The sequence below is a fragment of the Ilumatobacteraceae bacterium genome (assembly GCA_033344875.1).
Classification (GTDB): Bacteria; Actinomycetota; Acidimicrobiia; order Acidimicrobiales; family Ilumatobacteraceae; genus Ilumatobacter.
In genome coordinates this window covers 172,815-197,313 of record JAWPMO010000001.1, presented here as the reverse complement: position 1 = coordinate 197,313, position 24,499 = coordinate 172,815, and the positions used below count along the sequence as shown (strand labels likewise).

Genomic DNA, 24,499 nt, shown 5'->3' with positions numbered 1-24,499 from the left:
GGACTGGTCACCCGACCATCGTGCCCGCAGTGACCTGGCCGGGGCAACGACGAAGCCGTTCCGATGGCGGACGAACTCCGGTACGACCGATCCGCAGCAGTGCTCGACATCGCTGATCGACTCTACTCCGGTGGGACGCCGACCCAGCATCTACAGTCCGGCTCATGACGATGCGACTCGACGAACTGCGCGCGGCGGTCGCCGATGGCACGACCGACACCGTGATCCTCGCGTTCACCGACCTGTACGGCCGGTTGCTCGGCAAGCGCTTCGATGCCGGGTTCTTCCTCGAGTCCCTCGACGACGGCACACACGTGTGCGACTACCTGCTCGCGATCGACATGGAGATGGAACCGGTCTCCGGGTACGCGTTCGCCAGTTGGGAACAGGGTTACGGCGACGTCCACCTCGTGCCCGACCTGTCGACGCTCCGCAACGCCGCCTGGACCGACCGGACGGCGATCGTGCTGTGCGACGTGATCGACGACGACGCCCACCGGGCGGTCTCGGTCGCTCCCCGCACGATCCTGCGACGCCAGGTCGAACGGCTCGCAGAGCACGGCCTCGTCGCGAAGGCGGCCTCCGAACTCGAGTTCTTCATCTTCGAGGATTCGTACCGCACGGCGCACGCCAAGGGATACGCCGGGCTCGAACCGGCCGGCTGGTACATCGAGGACTACCACCTGCTGTCGACCAGCCGCGTCGAACCGTACGTTCGGGCAGCTCGCACCGCTCTGGCGGCTTCGGGCATCCCGGTCGAGAACTCCAAGGGCGAATGGGGGCGCGGCCAGCACGAGCTCAACATCCGCTACGCCGACGTGCTCGACATGGCCGACCGCCACACGGTGATGAAGCACGCCATGAAGGAGGTGGCCGATGCCATGGGGGTGAGCGTCTCGTTCATGGCCAAGCCGACGACGGACGAAGCGGGCAGCAGCAGCCACCTCCACCTGAGCCTCTGGGACGCCGAGGCAGGTACCAACGTCTTCGACTCGGGCGCGGCCGAGAGCGACACGTTCCGGTGGTTCCTGGGCGGTTGGATGACACACGTGCAGGACTTCATGGTCTGCTACGCCCCGACGATCAACTCGTACAAGCGGTACACCGACGGCTCCTGGGCACCCACCCGGATCGCGTGGTCACGCGACAACCGCACAGCCGGGTTCCGCATCATCGGCGACGGGCCGAGCCTGCGGATCGAGAACCGGATCCCCGGCGCCGACTGCAACCCGTACCTGGCGTTCGCGGCCACGATCGCGAGCGGCCTCGCCGGGATCGAACAGCAGATCGAGCCGCCCGACCCGTTCGATGGTGACGTCTACCAGGCAGAACACCTCCCCCGGGTGCCGCGAACCCTCGAGCACGCGACCGAACGATTCGCCGCCAGCGATGCCGCCAGGACGGCGTTCGGCGACGACGTCGTCGATCACTACGCCCACTTCCACCGGATCGAGGTCGAGGCCCATCAGGCCGCCGTGTCCGATTGGGAACGCGCCCGGTATTTCGAGCGGATCTGAGAGGTCACGATGCGACTGAACGGCAAGGTGGCCGTCATCACCGGCACCGCGGGCGGGATCGGCCGGGCGACCGCCCTCCGATTCGCCGAGGAGGGCGCCGTGATCGTCGGTGCCGACGTCTCGGCCGATGCGAACGCCGCGACCGCTGCGCTCGTGCAGGACGCCGGCGGCAAGATGATCAGCACCACGGTCGACGTCACGTCGACCCGCTCGGTCAGCGACCTGTTCGACCTCGCCGAGTCGGAGTTCGGCCGTGTCGACATCATCTTCAACAACGCCGGCGTCATGCTGCCGGGCGACGACGACGCGATGAACACCAGCGACGACGTGATCGACCGGACGCTCGCGATCAACGTCAAGGGCGTGATCCACGGCTGCCGGTACGGGATCCCGGCGCTCCGGCGGGCCGGAGGCGGCTCGATCGTGAACACCGCATCGTTCGTGGCGTCGGTCGGCGCCGCCACCCCGCAGATCGCCTACACGGCGTCGAAGGGCGCCGTGCTGGCGCTCACCCGCGAGCTGGCGGTCATCCACGCCCGGGAGGGCATCCGGGTCAATGCGCTCTCCCCCGGCCCCCTGCACACCGATCTGCTGATGTCGTACCTCGACACACCCGAGAAACGCGACCGACGCCTCGTCCACGTGCCGATGGGACGCTTCGGACGCGCCGCCGAGATGGCGAATGCTGCGCTGTTCCTCGCCGGCGACGAGTCGTCCTACATGACCGGCAGCAACCTGCTGATCGATGGCGGCCTGACCGCTGCGTACGTCACGCCCGAGTAGGTTCGGCGGCGTGAGCGACCTCCCGCCGCCGGCCGCCCCGACACCTCCGTCGTCCTCGCAAGATCGCCATGCGGTCGCTCCGACGATGGTGCCGACAACCGAGCTGCTGTTCCGATTCAAGCGGCTCGTCACCGTGATGGCGATCACCGCCGTCGTGCTGGCCGTGCTCCCGGTTCCGGCGGTGGTCCCGGTGGTCGTGCTGCTGGTCGTGCCCGTGTTCGTGCTCGTCGTCGCCATCTCCACGAACGACCTGCGGCGCAGACAGTTCGTGTGGCGCCACACCCGCAAGATCTGGGAGTTCCGCCACGACCCCGACGATCTCGCCGAGGCCGGCGAACGTGCGCGTGAGCCGGTCGCCCGCGGACTGCGCCGAGCGTGGCTCCTGCTCGGCCTGTTCGTCGCGGTGTTCCTGATCGGTCTGGTGCTGGCAGGGCTCGCAGCCGGCGCCGGCGAGGCGATCTACGGCTGACGTCGACCCCACATCAGGATCCGTTTGAACGCGTAGAAGTACGGCTCGTGCCGCCCGATGCGGCCGAGCAACTCGTCGCGATACGCCTCGACGAACGGTTCGTGCATGTGGGCGGGCAGGCGCTTGAAGAATCGGGTCAGCGACGTGCCCCGGGTCCAGTCGACCACGTCGGCCGACGAGGCGAACACGTGCGGGTACACCTGCAGCCTCACGTGAGGTTCCGTGACGCCGAGTTCGTATAGCACCTCGGCGTACTGCTCGGGCGCGAGCACGTTGGCGGCGACGGGATCGGGCGGAGGCGTGCCCCCGAGCGCAGACAGGAACGGTTCGCGGCCGGCGACCGCCGTGCTCGCCAGGTGCGACGGGTGATCGTGATTGGCCGGCACCTGCACGGCGAGTTGGCCCTCCGGGGCGAGCGCTCCCACCCACCGTTCGAGCACCGCCCGGTGATCGGGCACCCACTGCAGAGCCGCGTTCGCGAGCACGAGGTCGTGGTCACCGTCCGACGTCCACCGGGAGATGTCGCCGTAGCGGAAGTCGACCTCGACCCGCCCGTGTGATTCGGCGACCTCGAGCATCGCCGGCGAGTTGTCGATGCCGGTCGTGTGCCCGATTCCGAGCCGTTCGGCAGCCGATACCGTCAGCGTGCCGGTGCCGCAACCGAGATCGACGGCGCGCTCGATCGCGCCGCGATGGATCAGGTCGACGAGATCCCAGAACGGTTGCGCCCGCTCCGCGGCGAACCGCTCGTACTGCGCTGGATCCCAATCGACGGTCGCCATCCGTCGACTGTACCCAACTTGTATGCCACTTGTCTACAAGTGGTGCGTCCCGATCAGTCGCCGGCGACCGGAGCACCCTGCGACATGGGGTCGGGCGCCTCTTCGTCGAGCTCGAACTTGATGTACTCGGAGCCGGTGTCCTCCCAGTCCTCGAACTGGATGACGTTCATCTCCTCGAAGCGACGGCGGAGCCACTGATCGTTGCGGTCGAGCAGGCCGAGCTTCTTGCAGTTCGGCACGATCTTGCTGAACAGCATCATCTGGAACACGTCGCGGGTCGGGTCCTTGAGCACCAGCGGGACGACGTCGCGCGGGTTGACGCCGTGGCGCTCCCAGACCTCCTGGCTCAGGAACCGGTCGCGCATGCGGATCGCGGCCTCGAAGGCGAACTCCTGGCGGTCCTTCATCTCGGCGTCGCTCATGCCGTCGTAGACCTCCTTGAGCGAGAGCACCCCGAAGGCCACGTGGCGGGCCTCGTCGCTCATCACGTAGCGGAGCATCTTCTTCAGCAGCGGCTCCTCGGTCATCTGGTGCATGAAGCCGAACGCGGCCAGGGCGAGGCCCTCGACCATGACCTGCATGCCGAGGTACGTCATGTCCCAACGGGAATCCTCGATGATGTCGTCGAGCAGCATCCGCAGGTGCGCGTTGACCTGGAAGCTGCCGCCCATCTTCTCGTCGAGGTAGCGGTGGAACACCTCGACGTGACGGGCCTCGTCGACGGTCTGGGTCGCGGCGTACAGCTTGGCGTCGTACCACGGCACGGTCTCGACGATCTTGGCGGTGCACAGCAGTGCGCCCTGCTCACCGTGCAGAAACTGCGAGAGCGTCCAGCGGCGCTGGTCGATGCCGAACTCGAGCCACTCCTTGTCGCCCCACTTCTCGACGACGGTGCCCTGGTAGTGATCGGCGGTGAACCCGGCCGACTCGGCGGCCCGATCGGCCGAGACGACCTTCTCGACGTCGATGTCGGTGTCCCAGTCGAGGTCGGTGGTGGCGTTCCACTGGCCGACCTTGGCCTTCTCGTACAGCTTGCGGAGCTGCGGGCGGGCCAGCGAGTAGTCCCACGTGAAGATCGCGTCTGCGTTGTCCTTGACGACGTGCTCGACCTCGTCGACGTCGGTGTTGACCACCGACAGGATCGCCTCGACGTCGTTGATGTCGTCTCGGCCGATGATGTCTTCGTTACTGGAATGGGTGACGCTCATGATGTGGGCTCCTTCAGGTGGTGGGGCGGCGGATGGATGGGGACAGCACGGCGAGGCCGGGGCGGAGGAACGACCGAGCCGACTCGACGTCGCCGAGGTCGACGTGGGGGCTCGGCGCGAGGAAGTACGAGATCGTGATGCGGACGAGCAGGTCGATCAGCGGTTCGGCGTGTTCGGGATCGAGGAACGGCTTGAGGATCGGGCCGAGATAGTCGTTGGCGACCCGGATGATCTGCGGCATGCCGTCGACGGTCAGCTCGCTCAGCACGGCGCCCGGCTCGGACGCGAGCATCACGGCGAGGTGGTCATCGGAGCGGAGCTCCCGGGTCGCGGTGACCACCAGCGTGACGACGAGGTCTTCGAAGTCGGTGGTGTCGCCGATCTCACCCGTCAACGTGTCGAAGAACTCGGCGCGCTCACGCGCATGCAGCGCCTCGAAGAGCACGTCCTTGCCGCCCGGGAACAACCGGTACAGCGTCGCCCGCGAGACGCCCGCATGGGCGGCGATGTCGTCGACCGTGACCTTGTCGACACCCCACCGCTCGCAGCACGCCTTGGCGGCATCGAGAATCTGGGCCTCTGCGGCATGGGTGCGCACCCGTGAGACAGTAAGACACAATCTGTCTCACCGTCAAGGGTCGGTGTTTCGTGGCGCGCCGATCCGACACGTCCTCGGGTGACACGCGGCGTCGACGGAACGCGGGTCGAGGACCGCCGAGGCGACGCGCACCGTCTCCGCTGCGGGTGGTGGCGGCCATTCGCCGCCACGCGATCAGGGCGTCGGGAGTTCGTACGACTCGAATCGATCGCGCAGGGTCTTCTTCGAGAACTTGCCGACGCTCGTCTTCGGAACCTCGTCGATGAAGACCACATCGTCGGGCAACTGCCATTTGGCGACCTTGCCGGAGAGGTAGTCGATGATCTCCTCGCGGGTGATCTCGGCACCGGGCACCGCGACGACGCACGCGAGCGGGCGTTCCGACCAGCGCGGGTGCGACACGCCGATCACGGCGGCTTCGGCGATCTTCGGATGAGCCATCAGCTCGTTCTCGAGTTCGACCGACGAGATCCACTCGCCGCCCGACTTGATCAGGTCCTTGGTCCGGTCGACGAGACGGATCCGGCCACGCTGGTCGACGGTCGCCACATCGCCGGTCCGGAGCCAACCGTCGGCAGTGAAGCTCTCGCCCGCACGCTCGTCTTCGTAATAGGTCGCCGCGATCCAGTTGCCGCGGCATTGCAATTCGCCGCTGCTCTCGGCGTCCCAGGGCACCGGCTCCTGCGAGTCGGGATCGACCACGCGCATCTCGGCACCGAAACTGATGCGGCCGACCATCGTCCGGAGATCGGCCTGTTCGTCGAACGGCAGGCTCGCCTCGTCGACGTCGAGGTGGCACACGGCCGCGATCGGGCTGGTCTCGGTCATGCCCCACGCCTGGAGGATCGGCTTGCCGAGTTGCTCGCGGTACGCCTCCGACAACGCTTTGGGCACCGCCGACCCGCCACACGGGATCGCCCGGAGGCTCGACGTGTCGCGACCCTCGAGCTCCGGCAGCACCTGCATCCAGATCGTCGGAACCCCGGCTGCCACCGTCACCCGTTCGTCGATGATCAGGTCGGCGAGCGCCGACCCCGACAGGTCGGCGCCCGGCATCACCAACGAAGCGCCGGCGGCGACGGCGGCGTGCGCGAGCCCCCACGCGTTGGCGTGGAACATCGGAACGACGGGCAGGATCACGTCGGCCTCCCGTGCCCCGAGGCTGTCGACGGTCATCGCGCCGAACGTGTGCAGGAACGTGCTCCGATGGCTGTACAGCACACCCTTGGGGTTGCCGGTGGTGCCACTCGTGTAACACATGCTGGCGGCCCGGTGCTCGTCGTCGACGTGGAACTCGACCGGCTCGGCGGTGGCCAGCAGCTCCTCGTAGTCGAGCAGCTCGTGCCCCGCCAGATCGTCGGGGATCTCGCCGGCACCGTCGTCCATCAGAACGAGGTGGCGCAGGTTCTCGAACGTCGGGAGCAGCGGCGCGAGGAGGGCGAGGAGGGAACGATCGACGAAGATGACCTCGTCGTCGGCGTGGTTCACGATGTACGTCAGTTGGTCGGGGAACAGTCGGATGTTCAGCGTGTGGAGTACCCGACCGGTGCAGGGGGCGGCGAAGTAGAGCTCGAGATGACGGGCCGTGTTCCACGCGAACGTGGCGACCCGGCCGTCCTCCGAGATGCCCAACCGATCGAGTACACCACCCAGTCGGCGCGTGCGGTCGGCCCACTCCGCGTAGTTCGTGCGCTCACGCCCGGTCCCCGTCGCCGTCACGATCTCCTTGTGACCGTGATAGCGCTCGGCGCGATCGAACAGATGGGTGATCGTGAGCGGCACATCCTGCATCAGTCCCTGCATGGCGGCGAACGGTAGCGCGACCTTCCGCCACCGATCACGTCGAGGCACCGGTGGTGCGCGATGATCTGCACGTGGTGGAGCGGCCGACGTGACGACGTCGACCTCGGACGCCTCGCACCGCCTGCAGCGTGCCGCCCTGCGCAATGGCGACCTGCTTCGTCACGTCGTCGTCCACCTGCTCTCGACCGCTGCCGACTGGGCCGTGTTCATCGGCGTGCTCGTGTATGCGTTCGACCAGGGTGGCGCCAGGGCGACCGGTGTCGCGTCGATCGCCCTGCTCGTGCCGTACATCGGCGCCGCGTTCTTCGCCGGAGGCCTCGCCGAGCGGTTCCCACCCGGCCGTGTCCGACTCGGCGGGCTCGGGGTGCAGGTCGTCGGCTACGGCGCCGCGAGCGCCGCCGCCACGGCCGGCGCGAGCCTCTGGATCGTGATCGTCGCCAGCATGCTGGGTGTCGGTGCGGTGACCACCTTGCGGACCTCGGGCGCCGTGATCCTGCCGGCGATCGTGCGCTCGACACGCGAGCTCTCGGTCGGCAACCTCTGGACCGGCTACTCCGAGAGTCTGGGCGCCCTGCTGGGCCCGCTCGCGGCCACCGGACTGCTCGCGCTCGGCGGCCCGGCTGCGGTGTTGGCCGGTTGTGCGGCGATGGCGGCGACCGGAGCGGCGGTGAGCACCGTGCCACGCCTCGTCGACCCTCCCGGCGGCGGCGCCGCGGTCGACACGTCGCGGGGCAGCATCCGACGGGTGGTCCACAACGTGAGCGGCCTCCGCTCCCGCCCTGGAGTCCTGGGCGTGCTGTTGGTCGCCGGCGCCCAGTTCTTCGTCATCGGCGCGCTCGACATCATCGCGGTCGTCGCCGCCGAGGAACGGCTCGACCTGGGCGACTCCGGACCGGGTGTGCTCCTCACGTTGGTGGGCGTCGGAGCCCTCGCCGGCGGCGTCGTGACGACGTTCCTGATCCGGCTCGACCGACTGGCCCCGGTGCTCGTGGGCGCGATGTTGCTGGTCGCAGGGCTCGCCCTCGCGCTCGGATCGAGCGTCACGGTCGTGGCGGCGTTCGTGCTGCTGCCCTTGATCGGTGTGTCGCGAAGCGTGATCGACCTCGTCGCGGATGTGCTCCTGCACCGATCGGCTCCGCCCGAACTCCTCGCGTCGGTGTACGCCGTGATCGAGATCGCCGCCGGGTTGGGACTGATCCTGGGGTCGATCGCCGCGCAGGCGCTGCTCGCGATCGGAGACGTCGAGGCGGCGCTGTACGGCACCGGCGGCTTCTTCATCCTGCTCGTCGTGGTGACGCTCCGTTCGATGCGCCTGGCCGATTCCTCGGCGACGGTGCCGGTGGTCTCGATGAGCGTCATCCGTCGGCTCCCCGTATTCGCGTCGCTCCCGGCAGCCGAGCTCGAGACGCTGAGCCGAGCGGGCGAAGAGGTCGTGACGACACCGGGCCAGCGGATCGTCGTCGAGGGAGAGGAGGGCGATCGCTACTACGCGATCATGTCCGGCTCGTTCGAGGTCACCGTCAGCGGCACGCCCGTCTACCTGGCTCGACGGGGTCAGGGCTTCGGGGAGGTCGCCCTGCTCGCATCCGTCCCCCGAACGGCCACGGTGACCTCGGTCGGCGACGGCCTGTTGCTGGCGATCGATCGCACACCGTTCCTGATCGCGGTCACCGGTCACGACAGCACGCGACAGGCCGCATGGGGTGTCGTTCGCAGCCGATCGACCGATGACGCGGTTGCGGATGCGACCTCCGACCTGCCCGACGAGCCGTGAGGGTCCGGCCGAGCGGTCGGTGGCCGTCGGCCCGCTAGCGTCGTCCCGATGACCGAGACCGTCGACGCGCCGTTCCCGCCGGATCGGCCGAGTTGGGCGCCTCTCACGCTGGCCGCCTTCGTCGGACTGGTCGTGTGTACGAACATCGCCGGTGCGACCTGGGCGAAACTCCTCGAGTCCAGTCCGGAAACGCTGCTGCTCCTGTCGTCACGCAACCGGTACCTGGTGCTGTCGCTCGGCGCCGACGTCTCACCACTCGCCTACTGGGGGGTCGGCTTCGTACGGATCGGCGCAGCGTTCCTCGTGTGCCACCTCATCGGACGCGCCTACTCGACGACGGCGTTGACCTGGTTCGTCAAGTACCTGGGCGTGACACCCGAAGCACTCGAACAGTTCGATCGGATGTTCGACCGGGCCGAGTGGGTGATCATCCCGTTCTTCGCGGGCAGCAACCTCATCGCGGCATTGAGCGGGATCCATCGGACGTCACCTCGTCGACTGGCACTGCTGCTCTCGGTGGGAATCCTCGGCCGCCTCGTACTGATCTGGTGGCTCGCGCAGATCTTCGAAGAAGAACTCGAGGACTTCGTGGGTTGGCTCCAGCGCTACTCGTGGTGGCTCGTGGGAATCTCGGTGGCGCTCGTCATCGCCGTGAACGCCCGCAACTTCCGCAAGGGCGCCGCCGGCTGATACAACTGGCGGATGGCACAAGTCACACTTCGCGGCAATCCGTTCAACACCAGCGGCGAACTGCCCGCTGTCGGCTCCTCTGCCCCGGGCTTCTCGCTCGTCGGCAGCGACCTGTCGGAGATCACCGCCGACTCGTTGAGCGGCAAAAAGGTCGTGCTCAACATCTTCCCGAGCATCGACACGCCGACGTGCGCGACGAGCGTCCGGACGTTCAACGAGCGCGCTGCCGACCGTGACGACACGGTCGTGCTCTGCGTGTCGGAGGATCTGCCGTTCGCCGCCGGCCGCTTCTGCGGTGCCGAGGGCATCGAGAACGTCAAGACCGGCTCTGCGTTCCGCGGCAGCTTCGCCGAGGACTACGGCGTCCGGCTGCAGGACGGCCCGCTCGCGGGCCTCACCGCTCGCTCGGTCGTCGTGCTCGACGCCGACGGCAAGGTGGTGCACACCCAACTCGTCGGCGAGATCGCCGACGAGCCCGACTACGATGCCGCCCTCGCCGCCCTCGACTGATCGGCCGGTCGGCCGGTCGGCCCACGGGGCCGACGGTGTCAGATGTCGAGGAAGTGTTCGAGCCCGACGGTCACACCGGGGTGTTCGGCGATGCGCCGACACGCGAGCACGACACCGGGCATGAAGCTGTCCCGGTCGTAGCTGTCCTGGCGGATCGTCAATGACTGGCCCTGCGCGCCGAAGATCACGTCCTGATGGGCGACCATCCCGTGCATCCGAACGGCGTGCACGTGCACACCGCCGGGCGAAGTCCCTCCGCGCGCACCCGCGTACACCTCGTGCTCGGTCGGGTCGGCATGCCACGGACGATCGCCACGGGCGGCAGCGATCCGTTCGGCGGTGTTGACGGCGGTACCCGACGGCGCATCGATCTTCCGGTCGTGGTGGTACTCGATGATCTCCGCGGTGTCGAAGAACGGCGCTGCCAGCTCGGCGAACCGGGTCATCAGCACGGCGGAGATCGCGAAGTTCGGCGCCAACAGACAGTGCGCGCTGCCGTCGCCGAAGGCCGACCGAACCGACTCGAGGTCGTCGTCACCGAGCCCCGTGGTCCCGACGACGGCGTGGATGCCGTGCATCGCCAGCCACGGCAGCGTCACGCGAGCCGCGTCGGCCACCGTGAAGTCGACGACCACGTCGCACTCGGCGTCGGCGAATGCCCGAAGCTCGTCACCGACGTCGACCCGGGCGACCAGCTCGAGGTCGGCCTCCGCCCCGACCGCGGCGCAGACCGCCGCACCCATCCGTCCGCCGGCTCCGTTGACTCCCACCCGTATCGTCACATCCACGACCGTAGCCAAGCGACGGCGCCGAGGCGGCTTCGATCAGGTCGGGCCGACGCTCACCGTGACGGGCTCGTCGGCGCCGTAGACGCGTTCGACCACGCGGTGGACGTCGTCGAGCGACACCGCCGACCACCGGTCGAGCTGTTCTTCGACGCTCCGGAGCTCACCGAGGATCGTGAGTTGACCGGCGAGCCATGACATCCGGGCGCCGGAGTCTTCGAGGCCCATTTCGTACGACCCCGCCAGGTAGCCCTGGGCGATGTCGAGTTCGTCGGCGGTGATGCCGTGTTCGACCAGCCGGGCCACCTCGACACCGATCAACGAACGGACGTCGGCGGCGTGCTCGGGCATCGTGCCGGCGTAGACCGACCAGGCACCGATGTCGGCGTACGCGGCCGCCGAGGAGAAGACCGAGTACGCGAGCCCGCGGCGTTCGCGGATCTCGTCGAACAGCCGACTCGAGAGCCCACCGCCGAGGATGTGGTTGGCGATGTCGAGCGCCTCCCGATCGGGGTCGAGGCGACGGATCGAGCGTCCCCCGACCACCAGGTGGACCTGCTCGGTGTCGTCGTGGAACGCCACGGTCGCTCCCGGCTGCATCGCCGCAGGCGACGGCTCGCGGCGGTCACGCGGCGCACTCCCGGACGGCAGGCGGTCGAAGGCCTTGGTGACCTGGTCGATCACCTCGTCGGGGTCGACGGCCCCGGCGACCGCCACGACCGTGTTCTCCGTGACGTAGTGCTCGGCGTAGTAGCTCCTGACGGCCTCGGCGGTGAGCCCCCGCACCGACGTACGGTCGCCGGCGGTGTCCCACCCGAGCGGGTGGTCGCCGAACACGGCGGTGCCGAACTCGCGGTGGACCACGTCCTCGGGGCTGTCGTCGTCCATCGCCAGCTCCTCGAGGATCACCTGCCGTTCGCTGTCGATGTCGTCGTCGCGCAGGGCGGGCGCCGTGAGCACGTCGCCGAGCAACTCGACGCCGGTCGCGGCGTGACGGGCCGGGATCCGGCAGTAGTACGCCGTGTACTCCTTGGACGTGAAGGCGTTGATGTCACCGCCGAGGCGATCGATCGTCTGCGAGATGTCGATCGCCGAACGGGATTCGGTGCCCTTGAACAGCAGGTGTTCGAGGAAGTGGCTGATGCCCGACCGCTCACGGGTCTCGTCGCGGGCGCCGGCCCCGACCCACACGCCGATCGACGCCGTACGGGTCGAGATCATGGGTTCGACGGCGATGGTCAACCCGGACGGCAACTGGACGACGCGCTCGGACATGAGACGACCAGTCAATCGCCGAAAACGGCGACACCCCCACCCGGCGGAGCGGGTGGGGGTGTCGGACGGTCAGATGCGAGTGGTGCCTGGCACCGCTCGCGATCGGTCAGCGGTGGCGGCGACGACCACCACGGTCGCCACCTCGGTCGCCGCCGCGACCGCGACCGCCACCGTCGTTGCGCTTCTCACCGGCGGGGCCGAGGTCGCCGAGTTCGTCGGCGAGTTCGGCGTCGAGCGCCTCCTCGAACGAGACGGTCTCGACGTCATCGGACGAGCCCTTGTCGGAACCCTTGTCGGACGAACCGTTGTCGGAGCTGCGCTCCGGCCGGTCGTTCGAACGTGAGCGAGCCGGGGCGCTGTCGCCGCCGTCGGACCCGCCGGAGTTGGCGGGAGCCTCGGGCATGTCGCCGGCCGGGACCAGGCTGACCTTGCCGCGGTCGTCGATCTCCTCGACCTTGACCTCGATCTCCTGACCGAGCTCGAGGACGTCTTCGACGGAGTTGATCCGCTTGCCGCCACCGAGCTTGGAGATGTGCACGAGGCCGTCACGACCCGGGAGGATGTTGATGAACGCACCGAACTTGGTGATGTTCACGACACGGCCCATGTAGGTCTTGCCGATCTCGGCCTTCGGCGGGTCGACGATCGCCAGCACGGCGTTCATCGCCTCTTCCATGCGCCACGCCTCGACGGCGCCGATGGTGACGAAGCCCTGGGCACCGTCGTCGTCGACGCTGATGTCGGCGCCGGTCTCCTGCTGGATCGTGTTGATGACCTTGCCCTTCGGGCCGATGACCTCGCCGATCTTGTCCATCGGGATGGTGAGGGTCTTGATCTTCGGTGCGGTCTCGGCGACCTCGTCACGGGCGGCCGGGATGGCTGCGTTCATGACCTCGAGGATCTCGAGACGGGCGACCTTGGCCTGCGCCAGGGCGTCCTTCAGGACGTCGGCGGGGATGCCGTCGATCTTCGTGTCGAGCTGGAGGGCGGTGATCGCGTCGGCGGTACCGGCGACCTTGAAGTCCATGTCACCGAAGGCATCTTCGGCCCCGAGGATGTCGGTCAGCGTGATGTAGTTGTCGCCGTCCTTGATGAGGCCCATCGCGATGCCGGCGACGGCTTCGCGGATCGGCACACCGGCGTCCATGAGCGACAGGCTCGAGGAGCAGACCGAGGCCATCGAGGTCGAGCCGTTGGAGGCCATGACCTCGGAGACGAGGCGCAACGTGTACGCGAAGTCTTCCTGGCTCGGCACGACCGGCAGGACCGCACGGGCGGCGAGCGCACCGTGGCCGATCTCGCGACGCTTGGGCGAACCGACACGGCCGGTCTCGCCGTTGGACCACGGCGGCATGTTGTAGTGGTGCAGGTACCGCTTCGTGTCGCTCGGCGACAGCGAGTCGATCATCTGGTTCATGCGGGGCATCGCCATGGTGAGGACGTTCATCACCTGGGTCTCGCCACGCTGGAACAGGCCCGAACCGTGAGCGGTCGGCAACACGCCGACTTCGGCGCTGACCGGACGCAGGTCGCCGGCGGCGCGACCGTCGAGGCGGATGCCCTCGTCGATCACACGCTGACGGACCGAGTTCTTGGTGAGCGAACGAACCGCTTCCTTGACGGCCTTCTCCTGGCCGGCGAACTCGGCACCCTCGCCGCACAGGGCGTCGAGCGCCTTGGAGGTGGCCGCGTCGGTGGCGGCGTTGCGCTCGTGCTTGTCGGCGATCTTGATCGCGTCGGCGATGTCGCTCGACACCGCGCCCTCGACGGCGGCGTACACCTCGGGGCTGTAGTCGATGACCGGCTCGAACTCGAGCGGCACGATCGGGCCGTGGGTGGCGATGACGCTGGCGACGAGCTGGCGCTGGAGGGCGATCGATTCCTTGATCCACACCTTGCAGGCCTCGAGGCCATCGGCCAGGACGGCCTCGTCGACCTTCTTGGCGCCGTCTTCGTAGTAGTAGAAGCTCTTCTCGGTGCCACCGGCTTCGACCATCATCACGGCGACGTCGCCGTTGTCGAGCTCGCGGCCGGCCACGACGAGTTCGAACGTGCCCTCTTCGATCTCCTCGAAGGTCGGGTGCCCGATCCACTCGCCGTCCTGGCTGTACGCCATGCGCACCGCGCCGAGCGGACCGTCGAACGGGATGCCCGAGATCATGAGCGCAGCGGATGCGGCGTTGATCGACAGGACGTCGTGCGGGTTGTGCTGGTCGGCACCGAGCACGGTGGTGACGATCTGGGTCTCGTTGCGGAAACCCTCGGCGAACGAGGGGCGCAGCGGACGATCGGTGAGGCGACAGGTGAGGATCGCATCCTCGGTCGGGCGGCCTTCACGACGGAAGAACGAACCGGGGATCTTGCCGGCCGCGTAGGCCCGCTCCTCGACGTCGACCGTCAGCGGGAAGAAGTCCATGCCCGGACGCAGGTTCTTGGCGGCGTTGGACGTCGTGAGCACCTTGGTGCCCTCGATCGATGCCACGACCGCACCTTGGCTCTGCGGCGCGAACTTGCCGGTCTCGAAGGTGAGGGTGCGCTCGGTGCCCGAGATGGGTCCGGATACGCGAATGGGGTCAGCCACGAATGGCTCCTTTCAGGCGAGGCACACTGCCGTCGCCACTCTTGGAGCGGCCGGGTCGGTTCCCAGTTGGCGACCCCGCTGACCTGCAAGTTCAGGACACGGGATGGGCAACCGGCAACCAACTCGTCGCCGCTCGTTGTGCAGAACGCGGACCTTCCGCATTCCGAAGTCAGAGTGTACCGTCACCCGCCCCCAATGTGGGGATGGGCGGCGGGCCGGCGCATCGCGAGTTGTGCCTGGCACAACTCGCGATCAGGGGATGAGGGAGCGGGCCCAGTCGGCGAACTCGGCTTGGTCGTAGGGGACGCCGATGATGCCGTAGGGCCCGTGCCCGATCCCGACGGGAAGACCCGCCGGTACCGCGAAGCGCATCAGCCCGTCGACGAAACGGAGTTCGGTGAACACGAAACCGTTGTCGATCGACCACACCGGTTCGAGATTCGACGCGTCGAGCGCTCGCAGGACACCGTCGTTGGACCCGACGAACAAGATGGATCCGTCCGGCGAGTACTCCAGGGTTTTGATGCTGCCACGCGTGGACACGACCGTCTCGTTCTCCACCGCGTCGGCCAGCGGAGCCACGACTGCGCGGGCGACGTCGTACACCACGATCTCCCCGTCGTCTCCGCTCTGGGCCACGGCGACGCTCGTACCGTCCGGGGCGACGGCGATGTCGTTGATCCACCAGAACAGCCGCTGGTCCCCGACCACGACGCCGGTATCCACGTCGACGAACCTGGTCGCGAAGTCGATGATGTTGACATCGCGTGGACCGGAGAGCACGACCGTCCCCCCGTCCGGCAGGAACTCCCCCGCGACCGTCAGCGCGTCGTCGAACCTCCAGAGCTCCTCGCCCGTGGCGACGTCGATCATCGCCGTGACCGAACGTTGCGTGGCCCCTGCATTGAGCGCCGAGTACGCGGAACCGGCGAGCAGGAGTCGGCCGTCCGGTGAGAACGCCAGCGGATGATCGAGTGCCTCGGACCGCAGATCGAGCACCCATTCGCGGCGACCGACGTCGAAGACACGGATGCCCGAAGCCGCCGGAGCCGCGATCAGGCCGAGTTCGGTGTGTGTCACGGTGTTGAGGTCCTGGAGATCGTCACCGATCTCGAACTCGACCACGAGCTCGCCCGTGAGCGTGTCCCACACCTGCCCGCGTGCTCTCCGGCTGGAGACCATCACGTATCGATCCTCGAACGTGTCGTGGTGCACCGGGAACTCGCCGGCGCTGACGAACGGAGTGGTCGAAGCAGACGGGGGCGCGAGGTCCCACACGATGGCGCGCCCGGAGTCGTCCTTCGAGATGAGACGATCCGCACCGACCCACTGGACGGCGCCGACGGGGGCGTCGTGACCATCCAGGCGGAGCACCTCACGGTGCGAATCGGTCTCGTAGACGCGCACGCTGGTATCGCTGTCGGCTTCGGCGAACAGCCGACCGTCGGGGCTCGAACGAATTCCGACAGGCACCAAGCCGACCAATGTGTTCGGGTAGGGGTCGACGATCGAGCCCTCGCGTACGTCGACGTGGGCGATCGTCCCGTCGGGACGCGGCAGGAGCAGACGATCGTCGTCGCCGATCCATTCGACACTCGACCCTGCCATGTACGGGTCGAGCCCGTGATCGATCCGCATGAGTTCCGAGCCATCCTCCAGGTCGACGACGGCGACCTGTCGTCCGATCAGGAAGATCACCGCCAACCGGCCGCCCGGCGAGAGGCGAGCCCAGTAGGCGTCATCGATGCGCACCACGTCATCGCCCGTCGCACGGTTCCGGATGACGACGGTCGACACCCCGTTCGACCGGTTGCGGACCCGGGAGTAGGTCAGGTGGTCGTCCGTGGCCTCGACGTACCAGATGCTTCCGCGCTCGGGTTGCTCACTCCGGAGCAGCCGCCGGCCGGTCGGGTCCCACCACTGGAGCTCGCCACCGGCGGTGGCGATGATGATCTCGTCGTCGCGCTGGTCCCACGTCGACTGGATCCCGTCGGGCGGTCCGAACTCGCGGACGACCTGGCCGTCGGACACGTCGTGGATCCGGGTGACGGACTCCGAGTCCTCCGACCGTGTCAGCGGAACGGTCACGACAGCGCGGCGGCCGTCGGGCGACACCCCGGCGACTTGGCCGGTGATCGTGAAGAACCCGTTGCCCTGGAACTCGCCGAGACGCCGGTAGCTCTGCGTGGCGTCCCACAAACCGCTCATCGTTTCCGGGAGCGTCACGCCGATGGCGGCTGACCGGTCCGCCGACTCGATCGCTGCCTCGAGCGCACCGTCGGGGTCCGTCGCCGACAACCGCGAGGCCTCGAACCCGACCGCCCGGGCCGCTTCGATCATCGCTCGTCGCTCCGCTTCGGAACGCAACTGTTCGGCACGCTCACGCTCGGCCTCTGCCTCGGCGGCGACCTCGTCGGCGACGACACGAAGGGCATCGGCTTCCCTCGCCGCTCCCTCTGCCTCGATCGCCGACGCCGCGGCCGCCGCTGCCGACTGGTCTGCCCGCCGCCGTTGAACGAGGGCGACCGCGGCCACGACGAGCGCTACCACGGCCAGACCGGCGACGCCCGCCAGCACCGACCGGCGCCGTCGCGCTGCGCGTCGGTCACGGTCGTCGCTGACCCGTCGGCCCTCGTCGAGGAACGCGCTCTCGTCGGCGGTCAAGCGGACATTCGTCGCGCCCGCCCAGAGTTCGTACTGGTCCAGCCGTCCACCTGCGAACAGGAAGCTGGGTTCCCGTCGGCTCGCCAACCAGTCGTTCGTCGCCGTCTGGAGCCGTCGCTGGAGGATCAGGCCCTCGCGCCGCGCGTCGATCCAACCCCGCAGTCGCGGCCACTCGCGGATCAGGGCTTCGTGGGCCACCTCGACCGTCTGCCCGCGAGTCACCGGGTCGTGATCGAACGTCAGCAATCGGAACGACCCGAAGTCGCCCAAGACCGTGTCGAGAGCCGTCGGGTTGAGTCCGATCGAGTCCAGTTCGGTCCGTCGAACCCGGCGGCGTGTGTCGTCGCTCTCCTCGTCGACGACGACGAGGTGGACGAACAACTCCTCTGCGACCGACCGGGCTCCCGCCGGCAGCCCGACGAAGATGTCCTCGGCCCGACGAGCGAGCGAACCGATCACGCCGCCGGTCCGCTCGTACGCTTCGATGGTGAGCGTTCGCCCCTCGCGCTCGCCCACCAGCTCAGACAGCGCGTGCTGCATCAACGGGAGCGCCCCCGGCTCGTCGGCGACGTCGCGGGTGATCAGCGGGATCAGGCCGGTCTCGACGTCCAGACCGGCGTTGCGAGCGGGGCCGGCGATCGTTGCGGCGAGTTCTCGATCGGTCGGCGTCGGCACGGGCACGAGCGCCGCCGACATCAGCGCACCGAAGGCGGGGTACGCCAGCGGGCGGTCGAAGAAGTCCGCCCGGATCGTCGCGACGATCCGCACGCGCGACCGCTCGTCGCCGGCCACCGTGACGAGGTTGTCGAGGAACCTGCGACGGACTTCCTCGGTGGGGGTCATCGAGAACAACTCCTCGAACTGATCGATGACGAGCAGCAGCGTCGTGGTGTCGTCGGGAAGGATCTGCTTCGAGACGCGCAGCAGACCACGATCGTCGGCGGTCAGGTCGTCGATCAGACTCGCCGGTCGGTCGACCGCGACGCGGAGCAGAGCCGACTCGAGTTCTTCGAACGGGTACGTACCCGGGAACATCTCGGCGACGAAGACGTCGCCGTGGTCCAGGTTCCGACCGCGGAGTCCGTCGCGACGAACGACCGGGAGCACTCCGGCCTTGACGAGGCTCGACTTCCCCGAGCCGGACGGTCCGACGACCACGGTGAGCCCCGACCTCGAGATCTGATCGACGACCCGCTCCACCAGTTCGGTCCGACCGAAGTAGTCGGATGCATCGGTCTCGGTGAATGCTCGGAGCCCCTTGTACGGGTTCCTGACCTCGGCGTCGGGAACCACTTCACGGGTGACGACGTCGGACCCGAACGCCTGACGCAGCGCTCGCAGCAGGTCCTCGACACGCTGGTATCGCCGCTGGGGGTCGGCGTCGGTGGCCTTCGCCAGGATGGCGTCGATGGCGACCGGCAGGTCGGGCCGGGTGACGGTCACGCTGACGGGAGGGCTCCCCCAGGTCGGTCGAGTGCCCGTCAGCAGCTCGTTCGCGAGCAGCGCGAAGGCGTACAGGTCGGCGGGCGCTCCCACGCTCACGCCGGCGAGTTCCTCCGGTGCGACGTAGGTGCGCGACGAGTCATCGCAGTCCGCCCGCACGTTCTCGCGGCCGGCCGCGATGCCGAAGTCGCCGAGGTAGGCATTGCCCTCGCCGTCGAGGAGCACGTTCGCCGGTTTGACGTCACGGTGCAGCACACCGTGCCGGTGGGCGTACGACAGCGCCGACCCCACCTGGTCGAGCAGGCGGAGCGCGGCCGGCGGATCCCACGGCGATTCCTCGAGGGCACTCGCGAGGCTGCCCGCCCGCAGCCACTGCATCACCAGGTAGGCACCATCCGGGTCCCGCCAGTAGTCGTACAGCGGCACGATGTGCGGATGCTCGAGGCGGGCGACGTACTGCGCCTCCGCCTCGAAACGCTTCACGAACCCGGGTTGGTTGGCGTACTCGGGCCGGATGACCTTGATCGCCACCTCGCGCCCGACCGACGCCTGGTATGCCCGGTACACGACCGCATGCGCCGCCTCGCCCAACGGGTCACGCAACTCGTAGCCGCGCACGGCGTGACCGGAGATGTCGCGCGCCTCAGGTTCGTCGATCTCGAGCCGACCTGCGGCCGTGGGGGCTCGACCTGAGGTCGCCGGCCCGCTCGGAGCCAGATCGAGCTCGGGCGCCTGGTCGAGCACCTGCCGCTGCAGCGCCCGGAGTTCGGCGGACGGGTCGAGCCCGAGGTCGTCACGCAACCGGTCGCGAGTCCGATCGTACGAACGGAGCGCATCGGTCTGCCGCCCGGATCGGTACAGCGCGATCATGTGGAGCCGACGGAGGTCTTCACGATACGGGTGCTCGGTCGTGAGGGCATCCAGCTCGGCGACCACGTCGGTGTGCTGACCGAGGAGCAACCGCGACTCGAGTCGCACGGTGTTGGCCTGGTGCCGCAGCTCGGTCAATCGGGCGACTTCGCCCCGGAGCGCTTCCGGAGCGTCGAGTCCGGCGTAGGCAGCGCCCCGCCACCGCGCCAACGCGGCAACCGCCTGGTCCCGTGCACTCCGTGGATCCGATGGCAGCGCCGCCACGGCGGCAGCGAGCTCCGATTCGAATCGGATCGCGTCGACATCGAGCCGGTCGCGATCGACGACGTATCCACCGCCGGCCGTGCGGAGCGGGAACTCGGCGCCGAGCGCCCGCCGGACGTTCGACACATGCACCTGGAGCGCCTTGCGGGCCGTCGCCGGAGGATCATCGCCCCACAAGCCATCGATCAGGGTGTCGACCGAGACGACCTGGTGGGAGACCGCCGTCAGGAGCGCGAGCAGGAGCGTCGGCTTCGGACCGCCGATGTCGACCGGCTCCCCGTCGCGCTCGACGACCACGGGACCGAGCACCCGTATCCGGTACCACGCCGATCGAGTCTGCTCGACCACACCGTTCGAGTCCTTCACCCAGCCGTCCCCCTGTCACATCCCGTCGGCTCCACGATGCCCACGACCGGTAAAGGGCCGGTTTTTCGCTCCCTTGCCGGTTCGGAACCCGTCGACAAGCGGTCGTCGCGAACGTGCACACCGACGCCGCTCATCGATCGATGAGCCCGATGAAAGGACACCCATCATGATCACCGCACCCGAATCCTTGCAGAACGCCGAGCGCACCGGAACGGCCCCACGGCTCCGGCGGCTGCTCGCGGCAGCAGCACTGGTCGCGACCGGCTCGCTCGTCGGACTCGGCACCATCGGTTCCGCATCGGCCGGGAGCGAGCCGTGTGCGACCGACGGGCCCGTCTCGGCCGACGGGGCGGAACGTCGGATCCAGACCTGCCTCTCGACGTACGAGGCGGCGTACACCGCCTGCATGTTGGACGCGCCGGGGACGGCGGACAGTCTCGAGCGATGGGTCGAGCACTGCCGCGCGGAGGCCGGCTGACGACGCAATCGCCGCCGGATCAACTGGACGCGCCGCTGAGACCCGACCAGCACACGGCCGCGGTCATCAGTTGCTCAGGCGCTGAGATCTGTGGGGAGCGCAAGGCGCGACGAGCCGCTCTCCATCTGGTGATGGAGAAGCGGCGAGGCGCAACGCCGCGATCGCCGCAGAGATCAGCGCCTGAGGCCGAGTTCGGCGATGAGCTTGCGGTAGCGCTCGACGTCGATGTCGGCCAAGTAGTCGAGCATGCGACGACGGCGGCCGACGAGCATCAGGAGGCCACGACGGCTGTGGTGGTCCTTCTTGTGCACCTTCAGGTGCTCGGTCAGGTGCTGGATGCGATCGGTCAGGAGCGCGATCTGCACCTCGGGCGAGCCGGTGTCGTTCTCGGACGAGCCGTGCTTCGCGACGATGTCTTTCTTGGCGGTGAGTGCCATGGTGTTCTGCCTTCCGGATGGAGGTCGCGTCGACCCGGGCGGGCCGATCGCATCACGCCGAAGTCGGGACCTCGACGGACGCAGCAATGCTACGGGCGAGCCACGACCGGACACAACCAGTACGCTCCCGCCGCGTGGACCCCAGCAGCGGCGTCGAGGTACGCCAGGTCACGAAGTCGTTCGGCCCGACCGAGGCGCTCGCTCCCGTCGACCTCCACGTCGCGCCCGGCGAGGTCGTCACGCTGCTCGGGCCGAGCGGCTGCGGCAAGACCACCCTGTTGCGCTTGATCGCCGGGCTCGAGCAGCCGACCGGTGGCCGCATCACCATCGACGACCGCTCCCCCGCCGTCGCTCGGCGTGCCAAGCGGATCGGCTTCGTCCCCCAGGCGCCGGCGCTCCTGCCGTGGCGCACCGTCGCCGCGAACGCCCGGCTGCTGCGCGACCTGCGCCCCGAGGCCGAGCCGCCGATGCGTCGTGACCCGACGACCCTGCTCGAGCAGGTCGGACTCGCCGACTTCGCCGACGCGTACCCGCACGAGTTGTCGGGCGGCATGCAACAGCGGGTCGCGCTCGTGCGCGCCTTCGCGCTCGGCGCCCCATACCTGCTGATGGACGAGCCGTTCGCGGCGCTCGACGAGATCACTCGCGCCGACATGCGGCACCTGCTGGCCGAACTGTGCGAGCCGGTCAACGCAGCGGTGTTGTTCGTCACCCATTCGATCGCCGAGGCGGTGTTCCTCTCGGATCGGGTGGCGGTGATGTCGGCTCGTCCGGGGCGCATCGTCGGCACGGTCACGATCGACCTGCCTCGACCGCGGGTGCCCGAGACCGAGGACGACCCGGCGTTCTTCGCCTACGAACGCGAGCTCCGTCAGATGCTGCACAGTGGAGCCGGCCGATGATCGAACGACTGCGCAACAGCACGGTCATGTGGGCGACGGTGGGTGCGGTCGCGCTCGGCGTCTTCTGGGAGGCGTTCGTGCGACTGCGCAACGTGCGCGAGTTCGTGCTGCTCCCGCCCTCGGAGGTGGTGTCGACGTTCCTCGAGACCCCCGGCTACTACCTCGACAACATCTGGGTGACGGGTCAGCGGCTCGCGATCGGGCTCGTCGTCTCGCTCGCGATCGCCGTGACACTCGGCGCCCTGCTCGCCGCGTTCCGGCCGCTCGAGCAGGCGAGCCAACCGCTGCTGGTCCTGATCCTCGTCACGCCGTGGGTCGCCTACATCAGCTCGATCGTGCTGTGGGTCGGACGCGGGACACCGTCGATCCTGTTCCTCGTCGTCTTCGTGACCGTCCCGGCGTTCGTCTACGCGACGGTCGGGGGAATGCGCGGTGCCGATCCGGCGGCGCGCGAACTGTTCGCCTCGGTCGACGCGTCGCGGTGGGAGGTGCTGTGGCGGCTGCGGTTGCCGTCGGCGATGCCGTCGTTGTTCACCGCCGCACGTTTCAACGTCGGTCTGGGGCTCGCTGCCGCCTACTTCGCCGAGGGGGCGGCCTTGAGTTCGAACGGTCTCGGCGAGGCCGGCAAGCGGGCCGCAGCGCTCAACGAGGGTTCGATCCTCTGGACGACGATCCTGTGCACCGCCGTGCTCGGCATCGGGAGCCAGGCCGTCGTCGTGGTGATCGAACGCTGGCTGCTGCACTGGCACGCCTCGCAGCGTCGCTCCCCCGCCTGACCGCCGGCGTCACGGGTTGTGCCTGGAGGATCAGCGGATAGGTCGCTCCGCTCCTTTTCATTCCGCTGATTCCTCCCCGTATCCATTGGGAGTGTCGAGCGGCCAGGTTCGGCAGAGCCTCACCCATCCGCTCGACCTCCTGGCACAACTCGTGATCGTCCGATGTGCTCGGTATGGTGCCGGTACACGAAGGTTTTCGACGTCGAACCGACCTCTAGCAACGGTTCGCCTCGGTCGTGTGCTGGCTACATCCGATCATCCACCTCTTGGAGGACATCCATGAAGCGCCAGCGCGCCTTCGCCCTGCTCACCCTTCCGCTCGTCCTGATCGCTGCCGCGTGTGGTGGCGACGACGACACGTCCCCCGGCACCGCCGACGCACCGTCCTCGTCGGTCGATGCACCCCCGCTTCCGAGCGACCCCTCGGCCGACGACGATGACGCCGCCGATGACCTCCGGGTCACCGACGGCGAGGCGTTCCCCGACGCCCGGTGCGAGGCCAATCGGGCCGCCGGCACGATCAGCTATCTGACCGGGTTCGACTACGCGGCCACCGCCTCGATCGTCGAAGTGCTCGTCGCCGACGCCAAGGGCTACTTCGACGAACTGTGCCTCGACGTCGACGTTGCGGCATCGTTCTCCACGGCGAACTACCCGCTCGTGGCGGCGAACGACGCCCAGTTCTCGTCGTCGGGTTCGTTCAGCGAACTCGCCTCCTTCTCCACCGTCAACGACGCCGACCTCGTGGCGCTCGCGGTGGAAGGACGTGTGTCGATCGACAGCCTGATGGTCAAGCCGGGCTTCGACGATCTCGAGTCGCTCGCCGGGACGACGATCGGCGTGAAGGGCAAGCTGCCACCGAGCATCGCGGCGATGCTGGCCGAGGTCGGCCTGGTCGAGGGCACCGACTTCGACACGCTGCTGCTCGACGGGTTCAACCCGATCGCGCACTTCGAAGTCGAGGGCATCTCGGCCGTGCCGGGATGGAAGAGCAACGAGCCGGGCGCGCTCGAACGGGCCGGTGTCCCGTTCACGCTGTACGACCCGGCCGACTATGACATCCCCGGCTCGTTCGGCCTCATCTACACGAACCGCACGTTCCTCGACGAGCACCCGACCGCGGCCGAGGACTTCATGCGGGCGGCCATGCGCGGCCTCGCCGACGCGATCGCCGACCCGGCGGAAGCCGCGGCGATCGCGGTCGACCTCATCAACGGCAACGGCAACCCGAACTTCCTGTCGCCGGAGGGCGAGGCGTTCCGCTGGGCGACCGACGCGCAACTGATCAGCGACACCACACCCGCCGACAGCTTCCCCGGCGTGCCTGACGCCGAGCTGCTCGCGGCCGAGATCGCGACCTACGACTCGGTGGGCGTGTACGGCGATGCCGGGGCACCCGCGATCGACGGTCGTTTCGAGCCCGACCTGGTCGCCGATTTGTACGACGCCGACGGCACGGTCGTCTGGCCGGGCTGACCGCACGGCGCGTGAGCAGGCTGGCGGGGCGCACCTCTCGGCGCGTCC

The 24,499-nt window shown here is 68.5% G+C and carries 19 protein-coding genes; 10 read left to right on the top strand and 9 right to left on the bottom strand.

The genetic code is table 11. The features are described 5' to 3' along the window. Positions 1–164: 164 nt before the first annotated feature. From R8G01_00940 to R8G01_00930, 3 genes are read left to right on the top strand one after another with little or no spacing between them, the layout of a single operon-like run. Positions 165–1,517: a glutamine synthetase family protein gene (locus tag R8G01_00940; protein ID MDW3212535.1), complete on the top strand. Its 1,353-nt coding sequence runs from the start codon at positions 165–167 to the stop codon at positions 1,515–1,517. Between the two features lie 9 nt (positions 1,518–1,526). Further along, a complete protein-coding gene (locus R8G01_00935) occupies positions 1,527–2,300 on the top strand; it encodes an SDR family oxidoreductase (protein MDW3212534.1) in 774 nt (257 codons plus the stop codon). Between the two features lie 10 nt (positions 2,301–2,310). Beyond that, a complete protein-coding gene (locus R8G01_00930; protein MDW3212533.1) occupies positions 2,311–2,769 on the top strand; it encodes a hypothetical protein in 459 nt (152 codons plus the stop codon). Here the strand turns inward: R8G01_00930 and R8G01_00925 are convergent. The 4 genes from R8G01_00925 to R8G01_00910 all read right to left on the bottom strand — a co-directional run bounded on the left by R8G01_00925 (position 2,760) and on the right by R8G01_00910 (position 7,160). Next, complete coding sequence (locus R8G01_00925; GenBank protein MDW3212532.1) at positions 2,760–3,551, bottom strand: methyltransferase domain-containing protein; 792 nt, start codon at positions 3,549–3,551, stop codon at positions 2,760–2,762. The genes R8G01_00930 and R8G01_00925 overlap by 10 nt on opposite strands. A 53-nt stretch (positions 3,552–3,604) precedes the next feature. Next, positions 3,605–4,759: a ferritin-like domain-containing protein gene (locus tag R8G01_00920; protein MDW3212531.1), complete on the bottom strand. Its 1,155-nt coding sequence runs from the start codon at positions 4,757–4,759 to the stop codon at positions 3,605–3,607. Between the two features lie 13 nt (positions 4,760–4,772). Then, the gene (locus tag R8G01_00915) at positions 4,773–5,357 is read right to left on the bottom strand and encodes a TetR/AcrR family transcriptional regulator (GenBank protein ID MDW3212530.1); all 585 of its coding nucleotides are present in this window, start codon (positions 5,355–5,357) and stop codon (positions 4,773–4,775) included. Between the two features lie 174 nt (positions 5,358–5,531). Beyond that, positions 5,532–7,160: a long-chain fatty acid--CoA ligase gene (locus R8G01_00910; protein ID MDW3212529.1), complete on the bottom strand. Its 1,629-nt coding sequence runs from the start codon at positions 7,158–7,160 to the stop codon at positions 5,532–5,534. A gap of 88 nt (positions 7,161–7,248) precedes the next feature. Between R8G01_00910 and R8G01_00905 the strand changes: the two genes are divergently transcribed. Genes R8G01_00905 through tpx form a run of 3 tightly spaced genes read left to right on the top strand, consistent with a single transcriptional unit; the run spans position 7,249 to position 10,134 of the window. After that, entirely contained in the window at positions 7,249–8,934 is a 1,686-nt protein-coding gene (locus R8G01_00905; protein MDW3212528.1) for a cyclic nucleotide-binding domain-containing protein, read from the top strand. Positions 8,935–8,982: 48 nt separating this feature from the next. After that, entirely contained in the window at positions 8,983–9,624 is a 642-nt protein-coding gene (locus tag R8G01_00900) for a hypothetical protein (protein MDW3212527.1), read from the top strand. A 12-nt stretch (positions 9,625–9,636) separates the two neighbouring features. Continuing rightward, positions 9,637–10,134 (top strand): thiol peroxidase, encoded by a 498-nt coding sequence (tpx, locus tag R8G01_00895; GenBank protein MDW3212526.1) that lies wholly within the window; start codon positions 9,637–9,639, stop codon positions 10,132–10,134. 38 nt (positions 10,135–10,172) lie between these two features. Here tpx and dapB read toward each other — a convergent pair whose 3' ends face one another. The 4 genes from dapB to R8G01_00875 all read right to left on the bottom strand — a co-directional run bounded on the left by dapB (position 10,173) and on the right by R8G01_00875 (position 20,382). Continuing rightward, complete coding sequence (gene dapB / locus R8G01_00890; GenBank protein ID MDW3212525.1) at positions 10,173–10,916, bottom strand: 4-hydroxy-tetrahydrodipicolinate reductase; 744 nt, start codon at positions 10,914–10,916, stop codon at positions 10,173–10,175. Positions 10,917–10,958: 42 nt separating this feature from the next. Then, positions 10,959–12,194 (bottom strand): pitrilysin family protein, encoded by a 1,236-nt coding sequence (locus R8G01_00885; protein ID MDW3212524.1) that lies wholly within the window; start codon positions 12,192–12,194, stop codon positions 10,959–10,961. Positions 12,195–12,300: 106 nt separating this feature from the next. After that, a complete protein-coding gene (locus tag R8G01_00880; GenBank protein ID MDW3212523.1) occupies positions 12,301–14,775 on the bottom strand; it encodes a polyribonucleotide nucleotidyltransferase in 2,475 nt (824 codons plus the stop codon). A 252-nt stretch (positions 14,776–15,027) separates the two neighbouring features. Continuing rightward, complete coding sequence (locus R8G01_00875; GenBank protein ID MDW3212522.1) at positions 15,028–20,382, bottom strand: BTAD domain-containing putative transcriptional regulator; 5,355 nt, start codon at positions 20,380–20,382, stop codon at positions 15,028–15,030. Between the two features lie 166 nt (positions 20,383–20,548). Here R8G01_00875 and R8G01_00870 point away from each other — a divergent pair, with 166 nt between their 5' ends. Beyond that, positions 20,549–20,860 (top strand): hypothetical protein, encoded by a 312-nt coding sequence (locus R8G01_00870; protein MDW3212521.1) that lies wholly within the window; start codon positions 20,549–20,551, stop codon positions 20,858–20,860. 173 nt (positions 20,861–21,033) lie between these two features. On the opposite strand, the gene rpsO is transcribed toward R8G01_00870, so the two are convergent. After that, entirely contained in the window at positions 21,034–21,297 is a 264-nt protein-coding gene (gene rpsO, locus R8G01_00865; GenBank protein ID MDW3212520.1) for a 30S ribosomal protein S15, read from the bottom strand. Between the two features lie 134 nt (positions 21,298–21,431). Between rpsO and R8G01_00860 the strand changes: the two genes are divergently transcribed. The 3 genes from R8G01_00860 to R8G01_00850 all read left to right on the top strand — a co-directional run bounded on the left by R8G01_00860 (position 21,432) and on the right by R8G01_00850 (position 24,451). Next, positions 21,432–22,199 (top strand): ABC transporter ATP-binding protein, encoded by a 768-nt coding sequence (locus R8G01_00860; protein MDW3212519.1) that lies wholly within the window; start codon positions 21,432–21,434, stop codon positions 22,197–22,199. After that, a complete protein-coding gene (locus R8G01_00855; GenBank protein MDW3212518.1) occupies positions 22,196–22,975 on the top strand; it encodes an ABC transporter permease subunit in 780 nt (259 codons plus the stop codon). Before R8G01_00860 ends, R8G01_00855 begins: the two co-directional genes overlap by 4 nt. Positions 22,976–23,254: 279 nt before the next feature. After that, the gene (locus R8G01_00850) at positions 23,255–24,451 is read left to right on the top strand and encodes an ABC transporter substrate-binding protein (GenBank protein ID MDW3212517.1); all 1,197 of its coding nucleotides are present in this window, start codon (positions 23,255–23,257) and stop codon (positions 24,449–24,451) included. The last annotated feature ends 48 nt before the right edge of the window (positions 24,452–24,499 follow it).

Coding starts and splice junctions, on each gene's coding strand:
- R8G01_00940 (MDW3212535.1), top strand. CDS start 165: ATGACGATGCGACTCGACGAACTGCGCGCGGCGGTCGCCGATGGCACG.
- R8G01_00935 (MDW3212534.1), top strand. CDS start 1,527: ATGCGACTGAACGGCAAGGTGGCCGTCATCACCGGCACCGCGGGCGGG.
- R8G01_00925 (MDW3212532.1), bottom strand. CDS start 3,551: ATGGCGACCGTCGATTGGGATCCAGCGCAGTACGAGCGGTTCGCCGCG.
- R8G01_00920 (MDW3212531.1), bottom strand. CDS start 4,759: ATGAGCGTCACCCATTCCAGTAACGAAGACATCATCGGCCGAGACGAC.
- R8G01_00910 (MDW3212529.1), bottom strand. CDS start 7,160: ATGCAGGGACTGATGCAGGATGTGCCGCTCACGATCACCCATCTGTTC.
- R8G01_00900 (MDW3212527.1), top strand. CDS start 8,983: ATGACCGAGACCGTCGACGCGCCGTTCCCGCCGGATCGGCCGAGTTGG.
- tpx (MDW3212526.1), top strand. CDS start 9,637: ATGGCACAAGTCACACTTCGCGGCAATCCGTTCAACACCAGCGGCGAA.
- R8G01_00885 (MDW3212524.1), bottom strand. CDS start 12,194: ATGTCCGAGCGCGTCGTCCAGTTGCCGTCCGGGTTGACCATCGCCGTC.
- R8G01_00870 (MDW3212521.1), top strand. CDS start 20,549: ATGATCACCGCACCCGAATCCTTGCAGAACGCCGAGCGCACCGGAACG.
- rpsO (MDW3212520.1), bottom strand. CDS start 21,297: ATGGCACTCACCGCCAAGAAAGACATCGTCGCGAAGCACGGCTCGTCC.
- R8G01_00855 (MDW3212518.1), top strand. CDS start 22,196: ATGATCGAACGACTGCGCAACAGCACGGTCATGTGGGCGACGGTGGGT.
- R8G01_00850 (MDW3212517.1), top strand. CDS start 23,255: ATGAAGCGCCAGCGCGCCTTCGCCCTGCTCACCCTTCCGCTCGTCCTG.